The following is a 19,590-nucleotide window of genomic DNA, read 5'->3' on the forward strand; positions in this document are numbered from 1 at the left end:
TTTTTCAAACAATGAAAAGGTGTTGAATGATGATGCATACAGCTGAAGAACTACTTAAATTACAACCAGTAGTGATGAAGCAGCTCCAAATAATTTTTGAAAAAAACAGAGTGGGACATGCGTATATATTAGAAGGTGGTAAAGGTACAGGCACTGAAGAAGTGATGCTTTACTTTGTTCGGCTGCTATTATGCGAAAATCCACAAAATGATGTTCCATGTGAAACATGTCGAAGCTGCCAGCGTATAAAATCAGGAAATCACCCTAATTTTCACCAAGTATATCCTGAAGGACAATTTATAAAGGTAGATGCAATTGAAAAATTGCTAAACGAGATGAGTAAGACAGGATTAGAAGCAGGGCGCAAAGTATATGTAATCCATAGTGCTGAAAGATTAAATGTAAAGTCTGCTAATAAATTGTTGAAGTTTTTAGAGGAACCTGAGGGTGTTGTAACAGCTATATTTATAACGCAAAATATTAATGCAATCATACCGACCATTCGCTCGCGCTGTCAGCATATTAAATTTCAAGAAATTCCTCGGAATTCCATGATGAAAGAGTTGGTTGCTGAGGGGATTACGCAGTCTATGGCAGCTACAGTAAGTATGGTGACAAGTGATTTAGAAGATGCTTTTTCAATTGTAAAAGATGATGCGTTTGCACAGGCTAGAAAAACAGTGTTAAAATTGGTAGAAGCAACCTTTAAAAATGTACATGAAGCAATGTTAGTTGTACATGAAGATTGGTTACCATTATTTAAAGAAAAAGAGCAAATAGAATTAGCATTAGACTTAATGTTATTTGCTTTCCGAGATATAGTAGCAATTAAAGCAAATCCAGAGGCGATGTGTACGTATCCTGATTTACTTTCAACATGGAAAGAGGCAGCACTTCACACAACCTTCGATAAGCTATCATCGCAATTGCAAGCCATTTTAAATGCTCGTAAACAATTGCAAAGTAATATGAACAAGACGTTGATGATGGAGCAGCTGATGCTGAATCTGCAGGAGGGAAGATCCTTTGTATAAAGTAGTAGGTGTCCGCTTTAAAAAAGCGGGTAAAATATATTATTTTGACCCTGGAGATTATTCTCTAGAAAAAGGGCAGTATGTTATTGTAGAGACTGCCAGGGGTATTGAATATGGAAGAATCGTTGTCTCTATGAAACAAGTTGGAGAAAATGATGTAGTTTTGCCACTAAAACAAGTGGTGCGACCAGCAAATGAACGTGATCGTATACAAGTAGATGAAAACGCTCTTGAATCTAAACGAGCCTTTGATTTAGCAACAGAGAAAATAATAGAACATGAATTAGAGATGAAACTAGTTGATGTTGAATATACATTTGATCGCAATAAAATTATCTTCTATTTCACAGCAGAAGGTAGAGTTGATTTCCGCGAATTAGTAAAAGACCTTGCAGCTATTTTCCGCACACGTATTGAATTAAGACAAATTGGAGTACGTGATGAAGCGAAAATGTTAGGTGGTATTGGCCCTTGCGGAAGAATGCTATGTTGTTCAACATTTTTAGGGGATTTTGAGCCAGTATCCATTAAAATGGCAAAAGATCAGAACTTATCGCTTAATCCTTCGAAAATATCAGGATTGTGTGGACGTCTAATGTGCTGTCTAAAATATGAAAATGATGAATATGAAGAGGCTCGTGAACAAATGCCTGATATGGGTGAAACAATTACAACACCAGATGGTAGAGGCAAGGTAATTGGATTGAATATATTAGAACGAGTGCTTCAAGTTGAATTATTTGAGGAACAACGAATCTTAGAATATACATTGGATGAAATATTACAGTATGAAAATAGTTCAGTCCAATAGAGGGAATAATGAGGTGGCTTGAGTGAAGGACCGTAATTTCTTAGACACTGTTATGGAGTTCGAACAACAGCTTGAATCGATGCAAAAACAATTTGAGGCATTGAAGAAATTTGTTGCACTCATGATGGAAGAGCATCAAACATTACAAATGGAAAATCATCATCTTCGAACACGTTTAGAAGAAGTTCTTTCTGTAAAACCAGAGGGACATGTTGAGCCGAATGCCGAGGAAGAGAAACAAGAAATAATTGATGTAGGCGAAGGCTATGATAATTTAGCCCGACTATATCACGAAGGATATCATGTTTGTCATGTCCATTTTGGTAGTTCAAGAAAAGGCGAGGATTGTTTATTCTGCCTATCATTTTTAAATAAACAATAATTGATAAAGAAGACTGATCCCGCTTCATGTAGTGGTTGTCAGTCTTTTGTTATGTTGGAGGGAAAAAAATGGAACAATGGTTGAAGGAAGATGAAAGAATGGATTATTTATTAGCAGAGAATTTACGTATTATTCAAAGTCCATCTGTTTTTTCATTTTCATTGGATGCCGTTTTATTGTCTAAGTTTGTGAGTGTCCCGTATCAAAAGGGAAATCTCGTTGATTTATGTGCAGGAAATGGAGCAATTCCGTTATTTTTGAGTGCACGTACGAAAGGGCAGATTACAGCCGTCGAGTTACAAAGCCGACTCGTTGATATGGCAGAGAGAAGTGTGCGATATAACAAATTACAAGAGCAAATTACGATTATGCAAGGTGATGTTCGCAAAATTGCTCCAGTGTTAGGAATTGAAAAATATGATGTGGTAACATGTAATCCTCCATACTTTCCAGCGAATGAAGCAAGTGAAAAGAACTTAAAAGAACATGTGGCTATTGCTAGACATGAGATTTATTTAAAATTAGATGAAATGATATATTCAGCTAGTAAGCTTTTGAAGCAAGGTGGCAAAGCAGCCTTTGTCCATAGACCAGGGAGATTACTCGATATCGTTACGGCAATGCGTGCACATCGTTTAGAACCAAAACGAATCCGCTTTGTCTATCCTAAGGAAGGCAAAGAAGCAAATACATTATTAATAGAAGGAATTAAAGATGGAAAACCTGATTTGAAAATTTTGCCTCCATTATATGTATACGGAGCAGATGATGAATATACTGCTGAAGTGAGAGAAATGCTATATGGCGACAGTCAATAATCATATCATGTATGTTTTAGAATGTTTAGATGGTACGTACTATACAGGATATACAAATGATTTGGAGAGACGTGTTGCTGTACACAATTCTGGTAAGGGTGCAAAATATACAAGAGCACGTAGACCCGTACGATGCATTTATTTTGAAACATTTGAAACAAAGCATGATGCTATGAGTGCTGAATATCATTTTAAACAACTAACAAGACAACAAAAGATGAACTATATTGCAACAAGGAGTGAGGGAAAGTGAAATCACAAAAAAGCTCAATGCATGAGGATAGGGGTTGCTTATATTTAGTAGCAACGCCAATTGGTAATTTGGAAGATATGACAATGCGTGCAATCCGTATATTAAAAGAAGCAGATATTATTGCAGCAGAGGATACACGAAATACGAAAAAACTCTGTAATTACTTCGAAATAGAGACGCCATTGATAAGTTATCATGATCATAACCAAGAACAAGGTGGTGAAAAGTTACTTCAATTTTTGCGTGAGGGGAAAACAGTAGCGCTTGTCAGTGATGCTGGATTGCCTTGTATTTCAGACCCTGGGGCAGATATTGCGGCTAAAGCTATTGAAGAAGACTTTGCAGTTGTTCCTGTACCAGGTGCAAATGCGGCTATTACAGCTTTAATCGCTTCTGGTCTTGTACCTCAACCATTCTTTTTTTATGGATTTTTGAGTCGTTATAAAAAAGACCGTAGAGATTCGTTGGAGTTATTGAAAAAGCGTCACGAAACCATTTTATTTTACGAAGCACCCCATCGCTTAAAGGATACACTGAAGGATATGCAAGCGATATTTGGTAATCGTCGGATCGTTATGGCTCGTGAATTAACAAAGAAATTTGAAGAATTTTTGCGTGGAACTTTAGACGAGGCAATTGAATGGGCGAATAGCAATGAAATACGAGGGGAATTTTGTATAGTTGTTGAAGGTAATCTAAACGAAGAAGATGACGATGAAGAAAATTGGTGGGATCAACTATCTATTGTAGAACATGTCGATCAGCTCATTGAGCATCAAAAGATATCTTCAAAAGAAGCGATTAAAGAAGTAGCTAAAGTTCGTAATTTGGCAAAGAGAGATGTTTACCAACAATATCATATTGAAAGCTAAAGGTAGACGGCTCATTCAGATTCAATTTGTAAAAGATTTCGAATTGGAAGTCGCCTGTTAAGTTTCTATAAGTTGTAATCAGATAAATAAAAAGCCCATCCGAAATGGCGAATATTTCGGATGGGTTTTTTGATATATAAAAATCACATTTGAAAACAAGGTAAGGTAATTAAGTAAATTATTTCACTTTTGTATATCTTGTTGATCGAATTGATTTGTCCAAGAAATTATTTGTTTAATTTACCTTGGATTTCTTTAATAAGGATTTGTGCACCTTCTGGGCTAAGGATTAAGTTACCGCCAGCTAAACGGAAGTTATCATCAGATACTTCACCAGTTACAGCACAAGTCATATTAGGCATATATTTTTTTAAGATGATTTTATCATCATCCACATAAATTTCTAAAGCATCTTTTTCTGCGATACCTAAAGTACGGCGGAGTTCAATTGGAATTACCACGCGACCAAGTTCATCAACTTTACGTACAATACCAGTAGATTTCATAACGAGAGTTCCTCCTATATTTTCTTAATATTATTTTTCGTCAAAATTCGACATAAACTCTGTGTCTGTCCTATATCATACCAACTAATGACATATACGTCAATTATTTTTGACTGTATTTTAAACACTTTTTCAAAATATTTCCGTTCTTTAAGGAGATTAATCATATTAGTTTATTTTATTTTAAACAATTATTGTACTTTTATACGTTATTTTGCTTAAAAATTAGGATAGATTTGTCTGTAAATATTATTCGACAAAATTAGACAAAATTGAGTTGAGTAAACTTTAATTGAAAGGTTTTTCGTACTCCGATAGAATAGGAAGTATACTGTATAGCACTGGAGGAAGTTTTCGTGACGAATGAAAAGAAAACATTCTATATTACAACACCAATTTACTACCCAAGTGGTAAATTTCATATTGGTACCGCGTACACAACTGTAGCTGCAGACACAATGGCGCGTTACAAACGATTACGAGGTTTTGATGTTCGATTCCAAACAGGTATGGATGAACATGGCCAAAAGATTCAAGAAAAAGCCGAGGAAGCAAATAAAAATCCGAAAGAATATGTTGATGAAATTGCAGCTGCTGCGAAAAAACTTTGGAAGCTAATGGACATCTCTTATGATGACTTCATCCAAACAACAGAAGAGCGCCATACTAAAGCTGTAGAGAAAATTTTCAAAAGATTCTTAGATAACGGCGACATTTACAAGGGTGAATATGAAGGTTGGTATTGTACACCGTGTGAATCTTTCTTTACTGATACACAACTAGACAATGGTAATTGTCCTGATTGTGGCCGTCCTGTTCATCGTGTAAAAGAAGAATCTTACTTCTTTAATATGAAGAAATACGCAGATCGTCTTTTAAAATATTATGAAGAAAATCCTGGATTCATTGAACCGGAATCTCGCAAAAATGAAATGATAAACAATTTCATTAAACCAGGATTAGAAGATCTTTCTGTATCTCGTACTTCTTTTGACTGGGGTATTCGTGTTCCTGGAGATCCAAAGCATGTTATTTATGTTTGGGTTGATGCTTTAACGAACTATCTAACAACATTAGGTTATGACACAGATCATGACGAAGACTACAAAAAATACTGGCCAGCAGATGTTCATGTAGTCGGTAAGGACATTGTGAGATTCCATACAATCTATTGGCCAATTTTCTTGATGGCTTTAGATTTACCACTTCCTAAAAAAGTATTCGCTCATGGCTTCATTATGATGAAAGATGGCAAAATGTCAAAATCAAAAGGAAATGTTGTATATCCTGAAATGCTAATTGAACGCTATGGCTTAGATGCAACACGATACTTCTTATTACGTGAATTACCATTTGGTCAAGATGGTGTATTCTCACCAGAATCATTTGTCGAACGTACTAATTTCGACCTTGCTAATGACCTTGGTAATTTGTTAAATCGTACTGTATCGATGATGAATAAATATTTTGATGGGATAATTCCAACTGAAGGATTAGAACCTACAGAATTTGATAATGCTCTTAGTGCACAAGCAAAAGAAACGCAAGCTAAATACGAAGCAGATATGGAGAAAATGCAATTTAGTGTTGTATTAGCAGACGTATGGGCATTAGTTTCTCGTACAAATAAATATATAGATGAAACACAACCATGGGTACTTGCAAAAGATGAAGCACTCACTAGTCAACTTGCAACTGTTATGTATAACTTAGCTGAAAACCTACGTCGTGTAGCAGTCATGTTGCAACCATTTATGACAAATGCACCAAAGGAAATTGTGCGTCAACTTGGGTTATCAAAAGATATACTTATATGGGATTCCCTAAATGAAGAAAATGTTATACCTGCAGGTACAAAGGTAATCGACAAAGGTGTTCCTATTTTCCCTCGTTTAGACACTGAGGAAGAAGTAACTTATATTCGAGATCAAATGCGAGGATCAGTAAAAACTGTCGAAGAACCAAAAAAAGAAGAGAAGAAAGAAGCTTCTCAAGACGAAGTTCCTGAAATTACTATAGATGATTTCATGAAAGTTGATTTACGAGTGGCAACAGTTACAGCTTGTGACAAAATGCCAAAAGCTGATAAATTATTAAAACTACAATTAGATTTGGGATATGAACAACGTCAAGTTGTGTCAGGTATTGCCGAACATTATAAACCAGAAGAATTAGTAGGACGTAAAGTAATTGTTATTGCAAACTTAAAGCCTGTAAAGCTTCGTGGTGAACTATCTCAAGGAATGATATTAGCTGGTAGTAAAAATAATATTTTAACTTTAGCAACGGTTGATGAAAAATTAGAGAATGGTGCCAAAGTTAAATAATTTATCCAATCTATCCATTACAAAAACCTGCTGGTGATAAACAGCAGGTTTTTGTATCTATCGATTCAATAATATGACATTTTTTGATAGGTAATTAATATATTCGACCTTCATAAATGAGTAGAATGAATCACTTCGCCATAACGAACGACTAGTTCTTAGGTATTAAGTATAATTCAAAATGAAATATTTGTAATTAAAATGTAACTTAGCTGTGAACTGTGAAATGGTTTATTTAGCTAAAATGAAAATCATGTGAGGAGAATGAATATGTTTATAGATACGCATGTACATTTGAATGCTGAACAATATGAAGATGATTTACAAGAAGTGATCAATCGCGCATTAGCTGCGGATGTAAAAGAAATGGTCGTTGTTGGATTTGATCAACCAACTATTATTCGCGCTATGGAGTTAATCGATAAATACGAATTTCTATATGCAGCAATTGGTTGGCACCCAGTCGATGCCATTGATTGTACAGAAGAAGATTTGCTATGGATTGAAAAGTTAGCAGCACATCCAAAAGTTGTTGCGATTGGTGAAACTGGGCTCGATTATTACTGGGATAAATCACCAAAAGATGTTCAACAAGAATTATTGCGTAAACAAATTCATCTAGCAAAACGAGTAAATTTACCAATTGTGATCCATAATCGTGAAGCAACTGAAGATTGTGTTCGGATTTTACAAGAAGAACACGCTGAAGAAGTTGGCGGTGTGATGCATTGTTTTAGCGGGAGTGTTGAAACCGCCGAAGTATGTATCAAGATGAATTTTATGATTAGTTTAGGTGGCCCTGTTACATTCAAAAATGCAAAAAAACCAAAAGAAGTAGCAACGGCAATTCCTTTACAATATTTGATGATTGAAACAGATGCTCCGTACCTTGCACCGCATCCATATCGCGGTAAGAGAAACGAGCCTTCATTAGTTCCATTAGTCGCTGAGGAAATCGCGCGATTAAAAGGTTTACCTGTTGAAGAAGTAGCTCAAAAAACAACTGAAAATGCGCATAACTTTTTCAAAATTCAAGCTTAAAAAAAGAGCGAAATAAACAAACGTCTCCCACATTCAAAGCAGGATCCCTAACTCTTTTGTAAAATATTTGTAAAAAACTTATCTGTTGACAGTCAAAAAAAGAGTCTATATAATCCAACGAGTGATAAGGAGGCGTTTTTCATGCCAAATAATTCCATGAAAAAACTGTTCTTAAAGTCATTGAGGAATCAGCAAAGAGTATGGAATATCGGAGCATTCATGCTAACATTTGCTGTTGTAGTAGCTACTTTATTTGGTGCTACTTTTAAAACCGTCAATGCTGAGGCAAACGGTACACAACAAGAAAAACTATTAACAAAAAATACAGTTAGTAAATTACATACTAACAATTTTGCAATACCAACCTCATTGAATACGAATAATTCGTATGAACAGGAACAGGGAAATAAGACATACAAGGAACTAGCAAGAGCAACTTCGACTACGGTCGCTGACTTTTTAAAGCAACCCGCAGTTGAGTCAGGAGAAAATAGCGAACTTCTAGACACTGAGAATACGCAAAATGCAAATGACACTACCGCATCTGACGTTCGAGTAGAAAAAGCCATCGATGTAGTGGAAGACTCTCATGATTCTGCAAATGAAAATTCTAACAAAGAGATTACACTAGTAAGTAACCCTAAAAAGTATCATACAACAGGTACCTTAAATATGCGTAAAGGTCCTGGAACAAAGTATAAAGTTATTAAAGTAATACCAAAGGGCAAGAATGTTACGTATAAAGGACGTAAAGGTTCATGGTACAAAGTATCGTATGGTGGCAAAACAGGCTATGTGTCAAAAGTTTATTTGAGATCAGGTATTAAAAAGGTATCAAATTCTCTTGATGGTAAGTCTATGTATGTAACATCTACTGCGTATACGGCATATTGTAATGGCTGCTCAGGTAAGACAACAACAGGTATCAATCTACGCAAGAATCCATATAAAAAAGTAATTGCAGTAGATCCAAAAGTAATACCATTACGAAAAATGGTTTATGTAAATGGTTATGGACTAGCTATTGCAGGTGATACTGGCGGTGCAATTAAAGGTCATAAAATTGATGTCTTTATGCCATCAAAAAAACAAGCCTATAATTGGGGAAGACGTACAGTAAAAGTTACAATTCAAAAATAAAAAACGAAAGCTTTCTTTTCCATGCCGGAGAGGAAAGCTTTTTAATTTTATGCTCTGTTGTGTGATATTGTTTTTTAACGAATCTACTTGGGCGAAAGGAGGCGGCGATTCCTTGAAAATGCATTCGTATTTCTTTCGTGTGATGCTATTCAGTAGGGTTCATTTTTCAAATTCCTGCAGGAAAGCAAGCCAGACGAGACCTTGCAAGTGAGCGTAGGAAGGGCACTGAAAAAGTAAAAATATATGTAAATTTATAATAGAAAATTGATATATCTATCTTCGTTGAAGTGGGATTAACGGATGAGGAAACGAGCTAGATGAGCCTACGTGCGAAGCGATGATGCTTGTCGGTTCGCCCACGGAAAGCAGAGTTATTTCACTTCATTCAATAGCAGATATATATTATAAGTATTTGTGTTACTACACTTTTTCATTGGCCTCAAGCTTAGGCGATGAAGAGGCGTGTAGGTTTGCCCGAGGAAATCGTAAGCTTGTAGCGATACTGATGGAATATTAACAGTATTGTTAAACAAGTCCTAATTTTAAAAGCGAAGGTTGCTAGACCAGCTTTGTTGTTCAAATGTTCTTCACTAGAAAAGGAGCTTTATGCCTGACAGCGGGAGGTTATTTGACTCGAAAGGCTAGCGCTGTAGCTAGATAAGAATAAAAGCGGAGACGACCTGTTTAGCGCCTACAAGTGCTGAAGATACTCATTCAGATTCGAAAGACATTACAATGTCTAATTTTCTCTCCGTTACTGTACAATAAGTGTAGAATCGAAGTAAAATGTTCAAAGGAACTTTTTAGAAAAGAGGATTTGATATCCGTGGATATAAAAGAAATTATTGTCGTTGAAGGAAAAGATGATACGACAGCGATTAAGCGCGCTGTAAATGCAGATACGATTGAGACGAATGGTTCAGCGATCTCAGAAGAAACATTACGTAACATTCAACATGCTCAAGATGTAAGAGGTGTTATTGTATTTACAGATCCTGATTATCCAGGTCGCCGTATTCGAGCTATTATCGAAGCGCGTATAGCAGGAGTGAAGCATGCATTTTTACCAAAGAAAAAAACAATTGCCAAAAATGGTAAGGGCTTAGGAATCGAACATGCTAAGGATGAAGATATTCGTTATGCATTATCAAAAGTTTATACTCCACAAGAAGCAGGACAAGAAATAACATGTACAATTACTTTAGATGATTTAATTGCAGCAAAATTATTATCTCATCCTGATGCAAAAAGACGTCGTGAACGATTAGGTGAGCTTTTGAATATTGGTTCTACAAATGGTAAACAACTCGTAAAAAGATTAAAGATGTTTCAAATTACAGAAGAGCAATTTGGAAAAGCAATTGCACAAATGAATCAGGAGGAACAACATGCATAAAGATATTGCAACACCTTTACGCACGCAAGAAATTTTAAAAAAATATGGTTTTTCATTTAAAAAAAGTCTAGGACAAAATTTTTTAATTGATCCTAACATTTTACGTAACATCGTAAGTTATGCAGACTTAACAAAAGAAAGCGCTGCTATCGAAGTTGGTCCTGGCATTGGCGCATTGACGGAACATTTAGCACGTGAAGCTGGAAAAGTCGTGTCATTTGAAATTGATCAACGATTATTGCCAGTATTAGAAGATACACTAAGTCCATATGACAACGTGAAAATTGTACATTCAGATGTTCTAAAGGCAGATGTAGTGAATATTATTAAAGAGGAATTGGCTGATTATAAAGATATAATGGTCGTAGCAAACCTACCCTATTATGTGACAACACCAATCCTTTTAAAGCTATTAATGGAAAACTTGCCGATTCGTGGAATGGTTGTCATGATGCAAAAAGAAGTAGCAGATCGTATTTCAGCAGTACCTAGCACAAAGGCATATGGTTCCTTGTCCATCGCAGTGCAGTATTATATGAAGGCAGAAGTAGTTATGACTGTACCAAAAACAGTATTTATGCCGCAGCCAAATGTTGACTCGGCTGTATTGCGCTTAACACGTCATGCAGAGCCACCTGTGAAAGTAATAGACGAATCATTTTTATTTGAAGTTACTCGTAGTTCATTTGCACAACGACGTAAAACAATATTAAATAATTTACAATCACAATTGCCAAATGGTAAAGAAAAGAAAGAACAAATACTATCAGCTTTAGAAGAAGTAGGTATTGACCCAACAAGAAGAGGCGAAACTTTATCCATTTTAGAGTTTGGACAATTGGCAGATGCCCTACATCCATATTTCAAGAGATAATCCATATATTAGTATAATAATTGAAAAATATAGGTTTTATATAAAAAAGTGATTGACATCGCTTTCTTGGATTGTTAAAATATAATTTTTGTGTTGACAAAAATGGCTTAATTATGTATACTGGTTTATAGTGAGGTGTAAGCGAAAATGCCAAAAACTTTAGCCGACATTAAAAAGTCGTTAGATTGTCATTTGGGTAGACGTTTGCAATTGAAAGCAAACGGTGGTCGCAAGAAAACGATTGAGCGCGCTGGAATATTACGTGAAACATATCGCGCAGTATTTGTAGTTGATCTTGATCAAGACGAAAACGCTTTTGAGCGTGTGTCTTACAGCTACACAGATATTTTAACAGAAGCAGTAGAGATTACGTTTGATGACGAGGCAACTAAAGTTGCTGCAGCCAAATAAGTAAGTGTTATTATAATCGAATATTTTGTTCGGACACTTGTAGAGCATTCTTTATCTTTTAAAAGAATGCTTTATGAGTGTTTTTTATTTTCGAGGACATACTATCATAGTCAGTCGTTAAAGGAGGAATTTCGTTTGGCGAGAAAGTCAATTATGTCTGATCGTTTGAAAGTTGAAATCGCAAAAGAATTAGGCTTTTACGATACTGTAGAACGTGAGGGCTGGGGCGGAATCAAATCACGAGATGCCGGGAACATGGTGAAGAAAGCAATTGAAATGGCAGAACGCCAACAAGCGATGGAAGAAGGCCAAAAATAGAGTAATCTAAACCAAGTAAATAACAAAAAGCGTACTGACAAAAAGTAGCTCCCCCTAAACTTATAGGGGAGAGCTGTTTTTTGTTTATGAATAATAATAGATGGGAAAGCTTTTATAGATAGCGTACGAAATGTTTCAACTTTCTTTTCCTGTGGTAGAATAGAACTCAGTGAATAAAGAACGGAGATAGACATCTTCTTTTTTATATTTTTAGGGAGGAGGCGGAGGTATGCTTTATGTAAAAGCACCTGCCAAAATTAATTTAACTCTTGATGTACTATATAAACGTCCAGATGGTTTTCATGAAGTTGAAATGGTCATGACGACGGTTGATTTAGCCGATCGTGTGGGTTTGAAAAATCTTAATAATGGACAAATACTAATTCATTCCAGCAGTAATTTTGTTCCTGATGATCAACGAAATCTAGCATATCAAGCAGCAAAGTTACTGCAAGATACATATAACATTAAAGATGGTGTATCTATTACTATTGATAAGCAAATTCCTGTAGCGGCTGGTTTAGCTGGTGGTAGTAGCGACGCAGCAGCAACATTAAAAGGTCTTAATATATTGTGGAATCTTAATCTATCAATCGATGAATTAGCAGAGCTAGGCGCTAAAATAGGTTCAGATGTTTCTTTTTGTGTCTATGGAGGAACAGCAATTGCTAGAGGACGCGGTGAAAAAATCGAACATATTGCCACTCCGCCTAGCTGTTGGGTAGTTCTAGCAAAGCCAACAATTGGTGTCTCAACAGCCGCGGTTTATGGCGGCTTGAATATTGATGGAGTTGAACATCCAAATACAATGCAAATGAGACAAGCTATTGAAAGCAAAGATTATGAGCTCGTATGTGATACGGTTAGTAACGTATTAGAGAGTGTTACACTAAAGCTACATCCAGAAGTAGCAGTAATTAAAGAACAAATGAGCCGATTTGGGGCGGATGCTGTATTGATGAGCGGTAGTGGACCGACGGTTTTTGGACTTGTGCAAAACAAAGCACGTGTTAGTCGTATTGTAAATGGTCTTAGAGGCTTTTGTGATGAAGTATATGCAGTACGTATGCTAGGCGAAAGAGATATTCTTGCTTAAATGCGTATAATTGTGGTATTTTTTGTATAAAACATTCGTGTTCAGGAGAGGATTTTATGAAATGGAAGCGTAGTGAGCGTCTCGTTGATATGACGCATTATTTAATGGAGCATCCACAGCAGTTAATCCCCCTTACATTTTTCGCAGAATTGTATCAATCTGCAAAATCTTCAATTAGTGAAGATTTGTCGATTGTTAAAGATACATTTGAGGAAAGAGGGATTGGCCTTCTAATGACGGTCCCAGGAGCTGCAGGGGGTGTTAAATATATTCCCAAAGTACCTGATGCAGCGGTAAAAGACGTAATACAAGAGTTGATAAAAGAATTAAGTCATTCCGATCGTTTATTACCAGGTGGATATTTATTTATGACTGATTTATTGGGGAATCCAGAACTGATAAATCGTGTAGGTAAAGTATTTGCCTCTGCTTTTTGCAATCAAGAAATAGATGTCATTATGACAGTAGCAACAAAAGGGATTTCAATTGCTCATGCGATTGCTAGACACTTAAATGTACCAGTTGTTGTTGTGCGTCGTGACAACAAAGTAACAGAAGGTTCTACAGTGAGTATTAATTATGTATCTGGCTCATCACGCCGTATACAAACGATGGTTTTATCAAAGCGTAGTATGAAAAGTGGCCAACGTGTACTGATCACCGATGACTTTATGAAGGTCGGGGGTACAATGAATGGAATGAAAAATTTATTGGAAGAGTTCGACTGTACTTTAGCAGGTGTTGCTGTGTTAGTAGAGGCTGAACATCCCGATGAGCGTTTAGTGGATAATTATTATTCATTAATTAAATTAAAAGAAGTAAATGAAAAAGATCGTACTATTGCTTTATGTGAAGGAAACTATTTTGAGAAGGGTGGAAATAAGTAATGAATGAAGTAGCAACAAAAAATGCACCAGCAGCAATTGGACCATACGTTCAAGGCATGATTGTTAACAATCTTTTTTATAGTTCAGGACAAATCCCTTTAACACCATCAGGTGAGTTTGTAGATGGAGATATCACAGAACAAACAAACCAAGTTTTTGAAAATCTTAAAGCTGTTCTAGCAGAAGCAGGCTCTTCTTTAGATAAAGTTGTAAAAACAACTGTTTTTATTGCAGATATGGAAGATTTCGCAGCAATGAACGATGAATATGCTAAACACTTTGGTACGCATAAACCAGCGCGCACAACAGTAGAAGTTGCTAGATTACCAAAAGACGCAAAAGTAGAAATTGAAGTAATTGCACTAATTTAATTCTTTTGTTAGATCTCTTGAAAATCTATTTGAGTAGAAATCTATAAACAAAAAGGCAAGTCACTATAAGTGGCTTGTTTTTTATTTATGCGCTGGTAAATATAAATGTTGATAGTTATTGTGCATGCACTTTGGATAAAAAGTGAACAGTAGCTATTAATAAAGTTTAGTTTTAAATTAGAATGCGCTTTTTAAGCCATCATCACTACTTTGAGGCACGAATCGAAAGTGTCTATCTAATTGATGAACAAGAAGATAAAGTGACTTATATCGAGCTGCTAGATAGAAATAAAGTAGAGACTGCTCGTCCAAAGTGTCTGTTTTGTAAAATTTTCTCTATAAAAATGAAAATTATTTTTTAAATTTTGAAAAAATTGTTTAAAATTAAGAAGGAAATAGTTATACTTTTCTTGAATATATGTAAATAGATTCTAATTAAGCATCGAGATGAGAGGTGGTGAAAAAATGGAAGTAACAGATGTGAGACTTCGCCGTGTAGAGACTGATGGCCGTATGCGTGCCATTGCTTCCATCACACTGGACAACGAATTCGTCGTGCACGATATCCGTGTCATTGATGGAAATACTGGCTTGTTTGTAGCAATGCCAAGTAAAAGAACGCCAGATGGTGAGTTCCGTGATATTGCACACCCAATAAATTCGGGCACACGATCAAAGATTCAAGAATCTGTATTAGCAGCATATGCTGATTCTAGTGAGGAAGAAACGCAAGTACTTGAGGAAAAAGCATAATAAGACTTGAAACAGGAGCCATTCAATAGTTGAAGCAGGCTCTTTTTTCTATGTCTAAAAATTATAAATCATATAGAAAGCAATCAATTTATATTAAATTTCAATAAGGAAGATAGAGTGAACTCCTTTGCCAGGGGATTTTTTAAAAAATTCATAGCATAAATTTAAAAAATGGAATGTATAGAAAAATAGAGTTAATGGAGAAAATAAAAAAGTGAAATGATATTGTTTATTATTACTTAAAAGGGGAAAATTTCAATTTTATTAGTAAAAAAGAAAAGAAATTATATAATAAATGTTTTGTGATTGTTTTGTCAAGCTACAAACTCTTGAAAATTAATTAAATTTGCTTTATAGTCTAAAGAGAAAATCTGCTTAAATGGAGGACTTGCGAAATGACGAATATTTATGCCGTAATTTTGGCTGCCGGCCAAGGCACGCGTATGAAGTCCAAATTATATAAAGTTCTTCATCCGGTTTGTGGCAAGCCAATGGTTGAACATGTAGTAGACCATATTCAAGAATTGAATACAGAACGTATTGTGACTGTTGTTGGTCACGGTGCTGAAAGGGTTCAAGAGCAATTGAATGATAAAAGTGAATATGTGTTGCAAGCTGAACAATTAGGGACAGCTCATGCAGTTCAGCAAGCAGAGCCACTTCTTGGTGATTTAGAGGGCACTACAATTGTGATTTGTGGCGACACACCATTGATTCGTCCCGAAACAATGAAAGCGCTATACGAATATCACGAGGCAAATCAGGCAAAAGCAACGATTTTAACGGCAATAGCCGAAGACCCTAAAGGTTACGGTCGTATTTTACGTGGGGATGATGGTCAGGTAGCTCAAATCGTCGAACAAAAAGACGCAACACCTGAACAACAAAAAGTAACCGAAATCAACACAGGCACATACTGCTTTAATAACAAGGCATTATTTGCTGCGTTGAAACTAGTCAACAATGATAATGCACAAGGTGAATATTATTTACCAGATGTGATTGAAATTTTGCAAAAACAAGGTGAAGTTGTAGCAGCATATGTTACAGAAAACTTTTCCGAAACACTTGGTGTAAACGATCGAATTGCTTTATCTCAAGCAGAAAACATCATGCGTAACCGTATTAACGAAAATCATATGCGTAATGGGGTTACAATTATTAACCCTGAAAACACATATATTAGCGTTGAAACAAAGATTGGTCGTGATACAGTTATTCAACCAGGTGTGATGATTGAAGGCGCTTCTGTCATCGGTGAAGATTGTTTAATAGGACCTAATAGTCATATTCAGAATAGCCAAATTGGTAATCGTACTTCAGTGCATTCCTCTGTAGTCGAAGATAGCCAAATTGGAGATGACGTTGCTATTGGCCCATTTGCGCATATACGTCCAGCATCTAATGTGGGCAATCGTGCGAAAGTTGGTAATTTTGTAGAATTGAAAAAAACGACACTTGGCGAAGGTAGTAAAGCCTCACACCTAACTTATTTAGGAGATGCGACAGTAGGTACTGACGTCAATATTGGTTGTGGCACAATTACTGTAAACTATGATGGTAAAAATAAATACCAAACAGTAATTAAAGATCATGCTTTTGTTGGATGTAACGCTAATTTAATAGCTCCTGTCACAGTAGGCAAAAAATCATTTGTCGCTGCTGGCTCAACTGTTACAGAAGATGTTCCAGACAATGCACTCGCTATCGGACGTTCTCGACAAGAAAACAAAGAAAACTATGTTAACAAATTAAATTTAAAATAATTAAAAATTAACAGGAGGCCATCATGCCGTATCAATATGCTAACTCAAATTTAAAAATCTTTTCACTAAATTCAAACGAACCACTTGCAGCAGCAATCGCTAAAGAAGTAGGTGTAGAATTAGGGAAAAGTTCTGTAAAACACTTCAGTGATGGAGAAATTCAAATCAGTATTGAGGAAAGTATTCGTGGTTGTGACGTATTTATCGTTCAGTCAACATCAGCTCCAGTAAATGAAAATTTAATGGAACTACTTATTATGGTTGATGCTGTAAAACGTGCCTCTGCACGTACAGTAAACGTAGTAATGCCTTATTATGGCTATGCACGTCAAGACCGTAAAGCACGCTCACGTGAACCAATTACGGCAAAATTAGTGGCAAACCTATTAGAAACTGCTGGTGCAACTCGCGTAGTTGTTCTTGACTTACATGCACCACAAATCCAAGGTTTCTTCGATATTCTAATTGATCACCTAATGGGTGTGCCATTGTTATCTGATTACTTCAAACAAAAAGGCTTCAATCCAGAAGATGTTGTAGTTGTATCTCCTGACCATGGTGGCGTAACACGTGCTCGTAAAATGGCTGAACGTTTAAAAACACCAATCGCTATTATCGATAAACGTCGTCCAAAACCAAACGTGGCAGAAGTTATGAATATCGTAGGTAATGTTGATGGGAAAGTTTGTATCTTAATCGATGATATCATTGATACAGCAGGTACAATCACAATTGGTGCTGAAGCTCTTGTAAAAAGCGGAGCAAAAGAAGTCTACGCTTGCTGCACACATCCTGTATTATCAGGCCCAGCAATTGAACGTATTGAAAACTCTGTAATAAAAGAATTAGTTGTTACAAACTCAATTCAATTACCGGAAGAAAAGAAATCACCAAAAATAAAAGAATTATCAGTTGCTACATTACTTGCTGATGCAATCGTTCGTATTTACGAAAACAAATCTGTAAGTAAATTATTTGATTAATTTTTAATAATAGTTTAGCTCCACATCTATTTAAGATGTGGAGCTTTTTATATAAAAGTAGAAGTGACTCTTGTAATTAGATAAATCTAAAGTTATTAAAATGTTTCATTCTTAAGATAAATGGACACATTGTGTAATGTGGTTATTTTATTTTTGGAAGGAGACATAAAATTTATGATTACTGTAGTTCATGCAAAAAAACGTGAGGTCGGAAAACGGTCTGTAATGTCAGCCATAAGAAAGAATGGTTTTGTACCGGCCGTAGTATACGGCTATCAGACTGAGTCAACACCAATCGCAATTAATGCTAGAGAGTTTGAAAAGATGTTACGTAAGGATGGAAAAAACGCTATTGTTACTCTAGATATTGAAGGTAAGGAAATCAAAGCAGTGATAAAAGATATACAAAGAGACTCTTTAAAAGACAAGCTTGTCCATTTAGACTTTTTTGAGGTTAACATGTCAGCGTTAATTACTGTTAAAGTTCCTGTCATTGTAAAGGGGCAAGCCATAGGTGTAATAGCTGGAGGTATTTTACAACAGCCAAATCGCATGCTAAAGTTAAGTACAAAACCTTCTGATATTCCAGAAAACATTGAAGTAGATGTTTCTAATTTAGCAATTGGTGACACATTAACAATTGGTGATATCCGAGATCAGGTTAATTATAAAATTGCATCAAGTGATAGTATTACATTAGTGACAATTTCTGTTCCAGTGATAGAAATAGAGCTAGAATCGTCAAGCGTAACAGATGCAGATAAAGCAGTATAATCAATTGATGTTATCCTACAAACGAAATTTGAAAAATCGTAAAGTATCTTACGTTTCTTTATTGAGACGTAAGTTTTTTTATTCTTTCTAGCTAGGGGCGCTATTTTTTCTAATTTTCAAAGCATATGTTAAAATAACAGGGATTAGTTAGAAAAGGAAGATGCCAAATATGAAACTAATTATTGGTCTAGGAAACCCAGGAAGAGAATATGAACATACACACCACAATGTGGGATTTGATACAATTGATTGCTTAGCTGAAAAATGGGGCATTACATTAAATCAACAAAAATTTAATGCCATGTATGGAATGACTCACAGCCCAGAAGGTAAAGTAATGTTGATGAAACCTCTTACATATATGAATCTATCCGGTGAATCAGTTCGCCCGATGATGGATTACTATGATATCGGTGTAGAGGATATTGTTGTTATTTATGATGATTTGGATTTAGAAAAAGGTAAATTACGTCTTCGCCAAAAAGGTAGTGCAGGTGGTCATAATGGCATTAAGTCATTGATTCAACATATTGGGACACAAAACTTTAACCGTATTCGTGTCGGTATTAGTCGTCCGCCAGCGGGTATGAAAGTACCCGATTATGTACTTTCTAGATTTTCAAAAGAAGAACAGCCTTTAATGCAAGAATCATTTGCTCGTGCTTCAGATGCTTGTGAATATTGGTTAGAGAAACCATTTGCAGAAGTAATGAATCGTTTCAACTAATTTCTGAAGCATAAAAGAGGTCAAAGCTGTCTATACTTTTTATAAAGGGA

General features: G+C 35.7%; 22 protein-coding genes. 21 read left to right on the forward strand and 1 reads right to left on the reverse strand.

Going from position 1 to position 19,590, the window contains the following annotated elements; all coding sequences use genetic code 11:
• The first annotated feature begins 29 nt into the window (after positions 1 to 29).
• From holB to rsmI, 6 genes are all read left to right on the forward strand, one after another.
• Positions 30 to 1,034 (forward strand): DNA polymerase III subunit delta', encoded by a 1,005-nt coding sequence (holB, locus tag Q8X41_RS12945; RefSeq protein WP_397540268.1) that lies wholly within the window; start codon positions 30 to 32, stop codon positions 1,032 to 1,034.
• Positions 1,027 to 1,845, forward strand: a complete 819-nt coding sequence (locus tag Q8X41_RS12950) for a stage 0 sporulation family protein (RefSeq protein WP_397536724.1) — start codon at positions 1,027 to 1,029, stop codon at positions 1,843 to 1,845. The genes holB and Q8X41_RS12950 overlap by 8 nt, the downstream gene beginning before the upstream one ends.
• A 22-nt stretch (positions 1,846 to 1,867) precedes the next feature.
• Positions 1,868 to 2,227: a DNA replication initiation control protein YabA gene (gene yabA, locus Q8X41_RS12955; RefSeq protein ID WP_397536725.1), complete on the forward strand. Its 360-nt coding sequence runs from the start codon at positions 1,868 to 1,870 to the stop codon at positions 2,225 to 2,227.
• 68 nt (positions 2,228 to 2,295) lie between these two features.
• Positions 2,296 to 3,045 (forward strand): tRNA1(Val) (adenine(37)-N6)-methyltransferase, encoded by a 750-nt coding sequence (locus Q8X41_RS12960; RefSeq protein ID WP_397536726.1) that lies wholly within the window; start codon positions 2,296 to 2,298, stop codon positions 3,043 to 3,045.
• On the forward strand, positions 3,029 to 3,298 hold the full coding sequence (locus Q8X41_RS12965; protein ID WP_397536727.1) for a GIY-YIG nuclease family protein: 270 nt from the start codon (positions 3,029 to 3,031) through the stop codon (positions 3,296 to 3,298). Before Q8X41_RS12960 ends, Q8X41_RS12965 begins: the two co-directional genes overlap by 17 nt.
• Complete coding sequence (gene rsmI, locus Q8X41_RS12970) at positions 3,295 to 4,170, forward strand: 16S rRNA (cytidine(1402)-2'-O)-methyltransferase (protein ID WP_397536728.1); 876 nt, start codon at positions 3,295 to 3,297, stop codon at positions 4,168 to 4,170. The genes Q8X41_RS12965 and rsmI overlap by 4 nt, the downstream gene beginning before the upstream one ends.
• A gap of 227 nt (positions 4,171 to 4,397) precedes the next feature.
• Here the strand turns inward: rsmI and Q8X41_RS12975 are convergent, their stop codons facing one another.
• Positions 4,398 to 4,676 carry an AbrB/MazE/SpoVT family DNA-binding domain-containing protein gene (locus tag Q8X41_RS12975; RefSeq protein WP_397536729.1) on the reverse strand — a complete coding sequence of 93 codons (279 nt, stop codon included), beginning with the start codon at positions 4,674 to 4,676 and terminating at the stop codon, positions 4,398 to 4,400.
• Positions 4,677 to 5,032: 356 nt separating this feature from the next.
• Here Q8X41_RS12975 and metG point away from each other — a divergent pair, with 356 nt between their 5' ends.
• From metG to pth, 15 genes are all read left to right on the forward strand, one after another.
• Complete coding sequence (gene metG, locus Q8X41_RS12980) at positions 5,033 to 7,003, forward strand: methionine--tRNA ligase (RefSeq protein ID WP_397536730.1); 1,971 nt, start codon at positions 5,033 to 5,035, stop codon at positions 7,001 to 7,003.
• Positions 7,004 to 7,273: 270 nt separating this feature from the next.
• Positions 7,274 to 8,044, forward strand: a complete 771-nt coding sequence (locus Q8X41_RS12985) for a TatD family hydrolase (RefSeq protein ID WP_397536731.1) — start codon at positions 7,274 to 7,276, stop codon at positions 8,042 to 8,044.
• A gap of 141 nt (positions 8,045 to 8,185) precedes the next feature.
• Positions 8,186 to 9,184 (forward strand): 3D domain-containing protein, encoded by a 999-nt coding sequence (locus Q8X41_RS12990; RefSeq protein ID WP_397536732.1) that lies wholly within the window; start codon positions 8,186 to 8,188, stop codon positions 9,182 to 9,184.
• Between the two features lie 826 nt (positions 9,185 to 10,010).
• On the forward strand, positions 10,011 to 10,580 hold the full coding sequence (rnmV, locus tag Q8X41_RS12995; protein WP_397536733.1) for a ribonuclease M5: 570 nt from the start codon (positions 10,011 to 10,013) through the stop codon (positions 10,578 to 10,580).
• Positions 10,573 to 11,454 (forward strand): 16S rRNA (adenine(1518)-N(6)/adenine(1519)-N(6))-dimethyltransferase RsmA, encoded by an 882-nt coding sequence (gene rsmA, locus Q8X41_RS13000; RefSeq protein WP_397536734.1) that lies wholly within the window; start codon positions 10,573 to 10,575, stop codon positions 11,452 to 11,454. The genes rnmV and rsmA overlap by 8 nt, the downstream gene beginning before the upstream one ends.
• Before the next feature lie 147 nt (positions 11,455 to 11,601).
• On the forward strand, positions 11,602 to 11,865 hold the full coding sequence (gene veg, locus Q8X41_RS13005; protein ID WP_397536735.1) for a biofilm formation stimulator Veg: 264 nt from the start codon (positions 11,602 to 11,604) through the stop codon (positions 11,863 to 11,865).
• Between the two features lie 153 nt (positions 11,866 to 12,018).
• Positions 12,019 to 12,183: a small, acid-soluble spore protein, alpha/beta type gene (locus Q8X41_RS13010; RefSeq protein WP_397540269.1), complete on the forward strand. Its 165-nt coding sequence runs from the start codon at positions 12,019 to 12,021 to the stop codon at positions 12,181 to 12,183.
• A gap of 229 nt (positions 12,184 to 12,412) precedes the next feature.
• Positions 12,413 to 13,279 (forward strand): 4-(cytidine 5'-diphospho)-2-C-methyl-D-erythritol kinase, encoded by an 867-nt coding sequence (gene ispE, locus Q8X41_RS13015; protein WP_397536736.1) that lies wholly within the window; start codon positions 12,413 to 12,415, stop codon positions 13,277 to 13,279.
• Between the two features lie 56 nt (positions 13,280 to 13,335).
• The gene (gene purR, locus Q8X41_RS13020) at positions 13,336 to 14,166 is read left to right on the forward strand and encodes a pur operon repressor (protein WP_397536737.1); all 831 of its coding nucleotides are present in this window, start codon (positions 13,336 to 13,338) and stop codon (positions 14,164 to 14,166) included.
• The gene (locus tag Q8X41_RS13025) at positions 14,166 to 14,537 is read left to right on the forward strand and encodes a RidA family protein (RefSeq protein ID WP_397536738.1); all 372 of its coding nucleotides are present in this window, start codon (positions 14,166 to 14,168) and stop codon (positions 14,535 to 14,537) included. Before purR ends, Q8X41_RS13025 begins: the two co-directional genes overlap by 1 nt.
• A 465-nt stretch (positions 14,538 to 15,002) precedes the next feature.
• On the forward strand, positions 15,003 to 15,290 hold the full coding sequence (spoVG, locus tag Q8X41_RS13030; protein ID WP_397536739.1) for a septation regulator SpoVG: 288 nt from the start codon (positions 15,003 to 15,005) through the stop codon (positions 15,288 to 15,290).
• A 395-nt stretch (positions 15,291 to 15,685) separates the two neighbouring features.
• Positions 15,686 to 17,056: a bifunctional UDP-N-acetylglucosamine diphosphorylase/glucosamine-1-phosphate N-acetyltransferase GlmU gene (gene glmU, locus Q8X41_RS13035; RefSeq protein ID WP_397536740.1), complete on the forward strand. Its 1,371-nt coding sequence runs from the start codon at positions 15,686 to 15,688 to the stop codon at positions 17,054 to 17,056.
• A gap of 23 nt (positions 17,057 to 17,079) precedes the next feature.
• Entirely contained in the window at positions 17,080 to 18,039 is a 960-nt protein-coding gene (locus tag Q8X41_RS13040; protein WP_397536741.1) for a ribose-phosphate diphosphokinase, read from the forward strand.
• Between the two features lie 174 nt (positions 18,040 to 18,213).
• Positions 18,214 to 18,813, forward strand: coding sequence for a 50S ribosomal protein L25/general stress protein Ctc (locus Q8X41_RS13045; protein ID WP_397536742.1), 600 nt, complete (start codon positions 18,214 to 18,216; stop codon positions 18,811 to 18,813).
• Between the two features lie 169 nt (positions 18,814 to 18,982).
• Positions 18,983 to 19,540, forward strand: a complete 558-nt coding sequence (gene pth, locus Q8X41_RS13050) for an aminoacyl-tRNA hydrolase (protein WP_397536743.1) — start codon at positions 18,983 to 18,985, stop codon at positions 19,538 to 19,540.
• Positions 19,541 to 19,590: the final 50 nt, after the last annotated feature.

Source organism: Rummeliibacillus pycnus (assembly GCF_044359855.1).
Classification (GTDB): domain Bacteria; phylum Bacillota; class Bacilli; order Bacillales_A; family Planococcaceae; genus Rummeliibacillus; species Rummeliibacillus pycnus_A.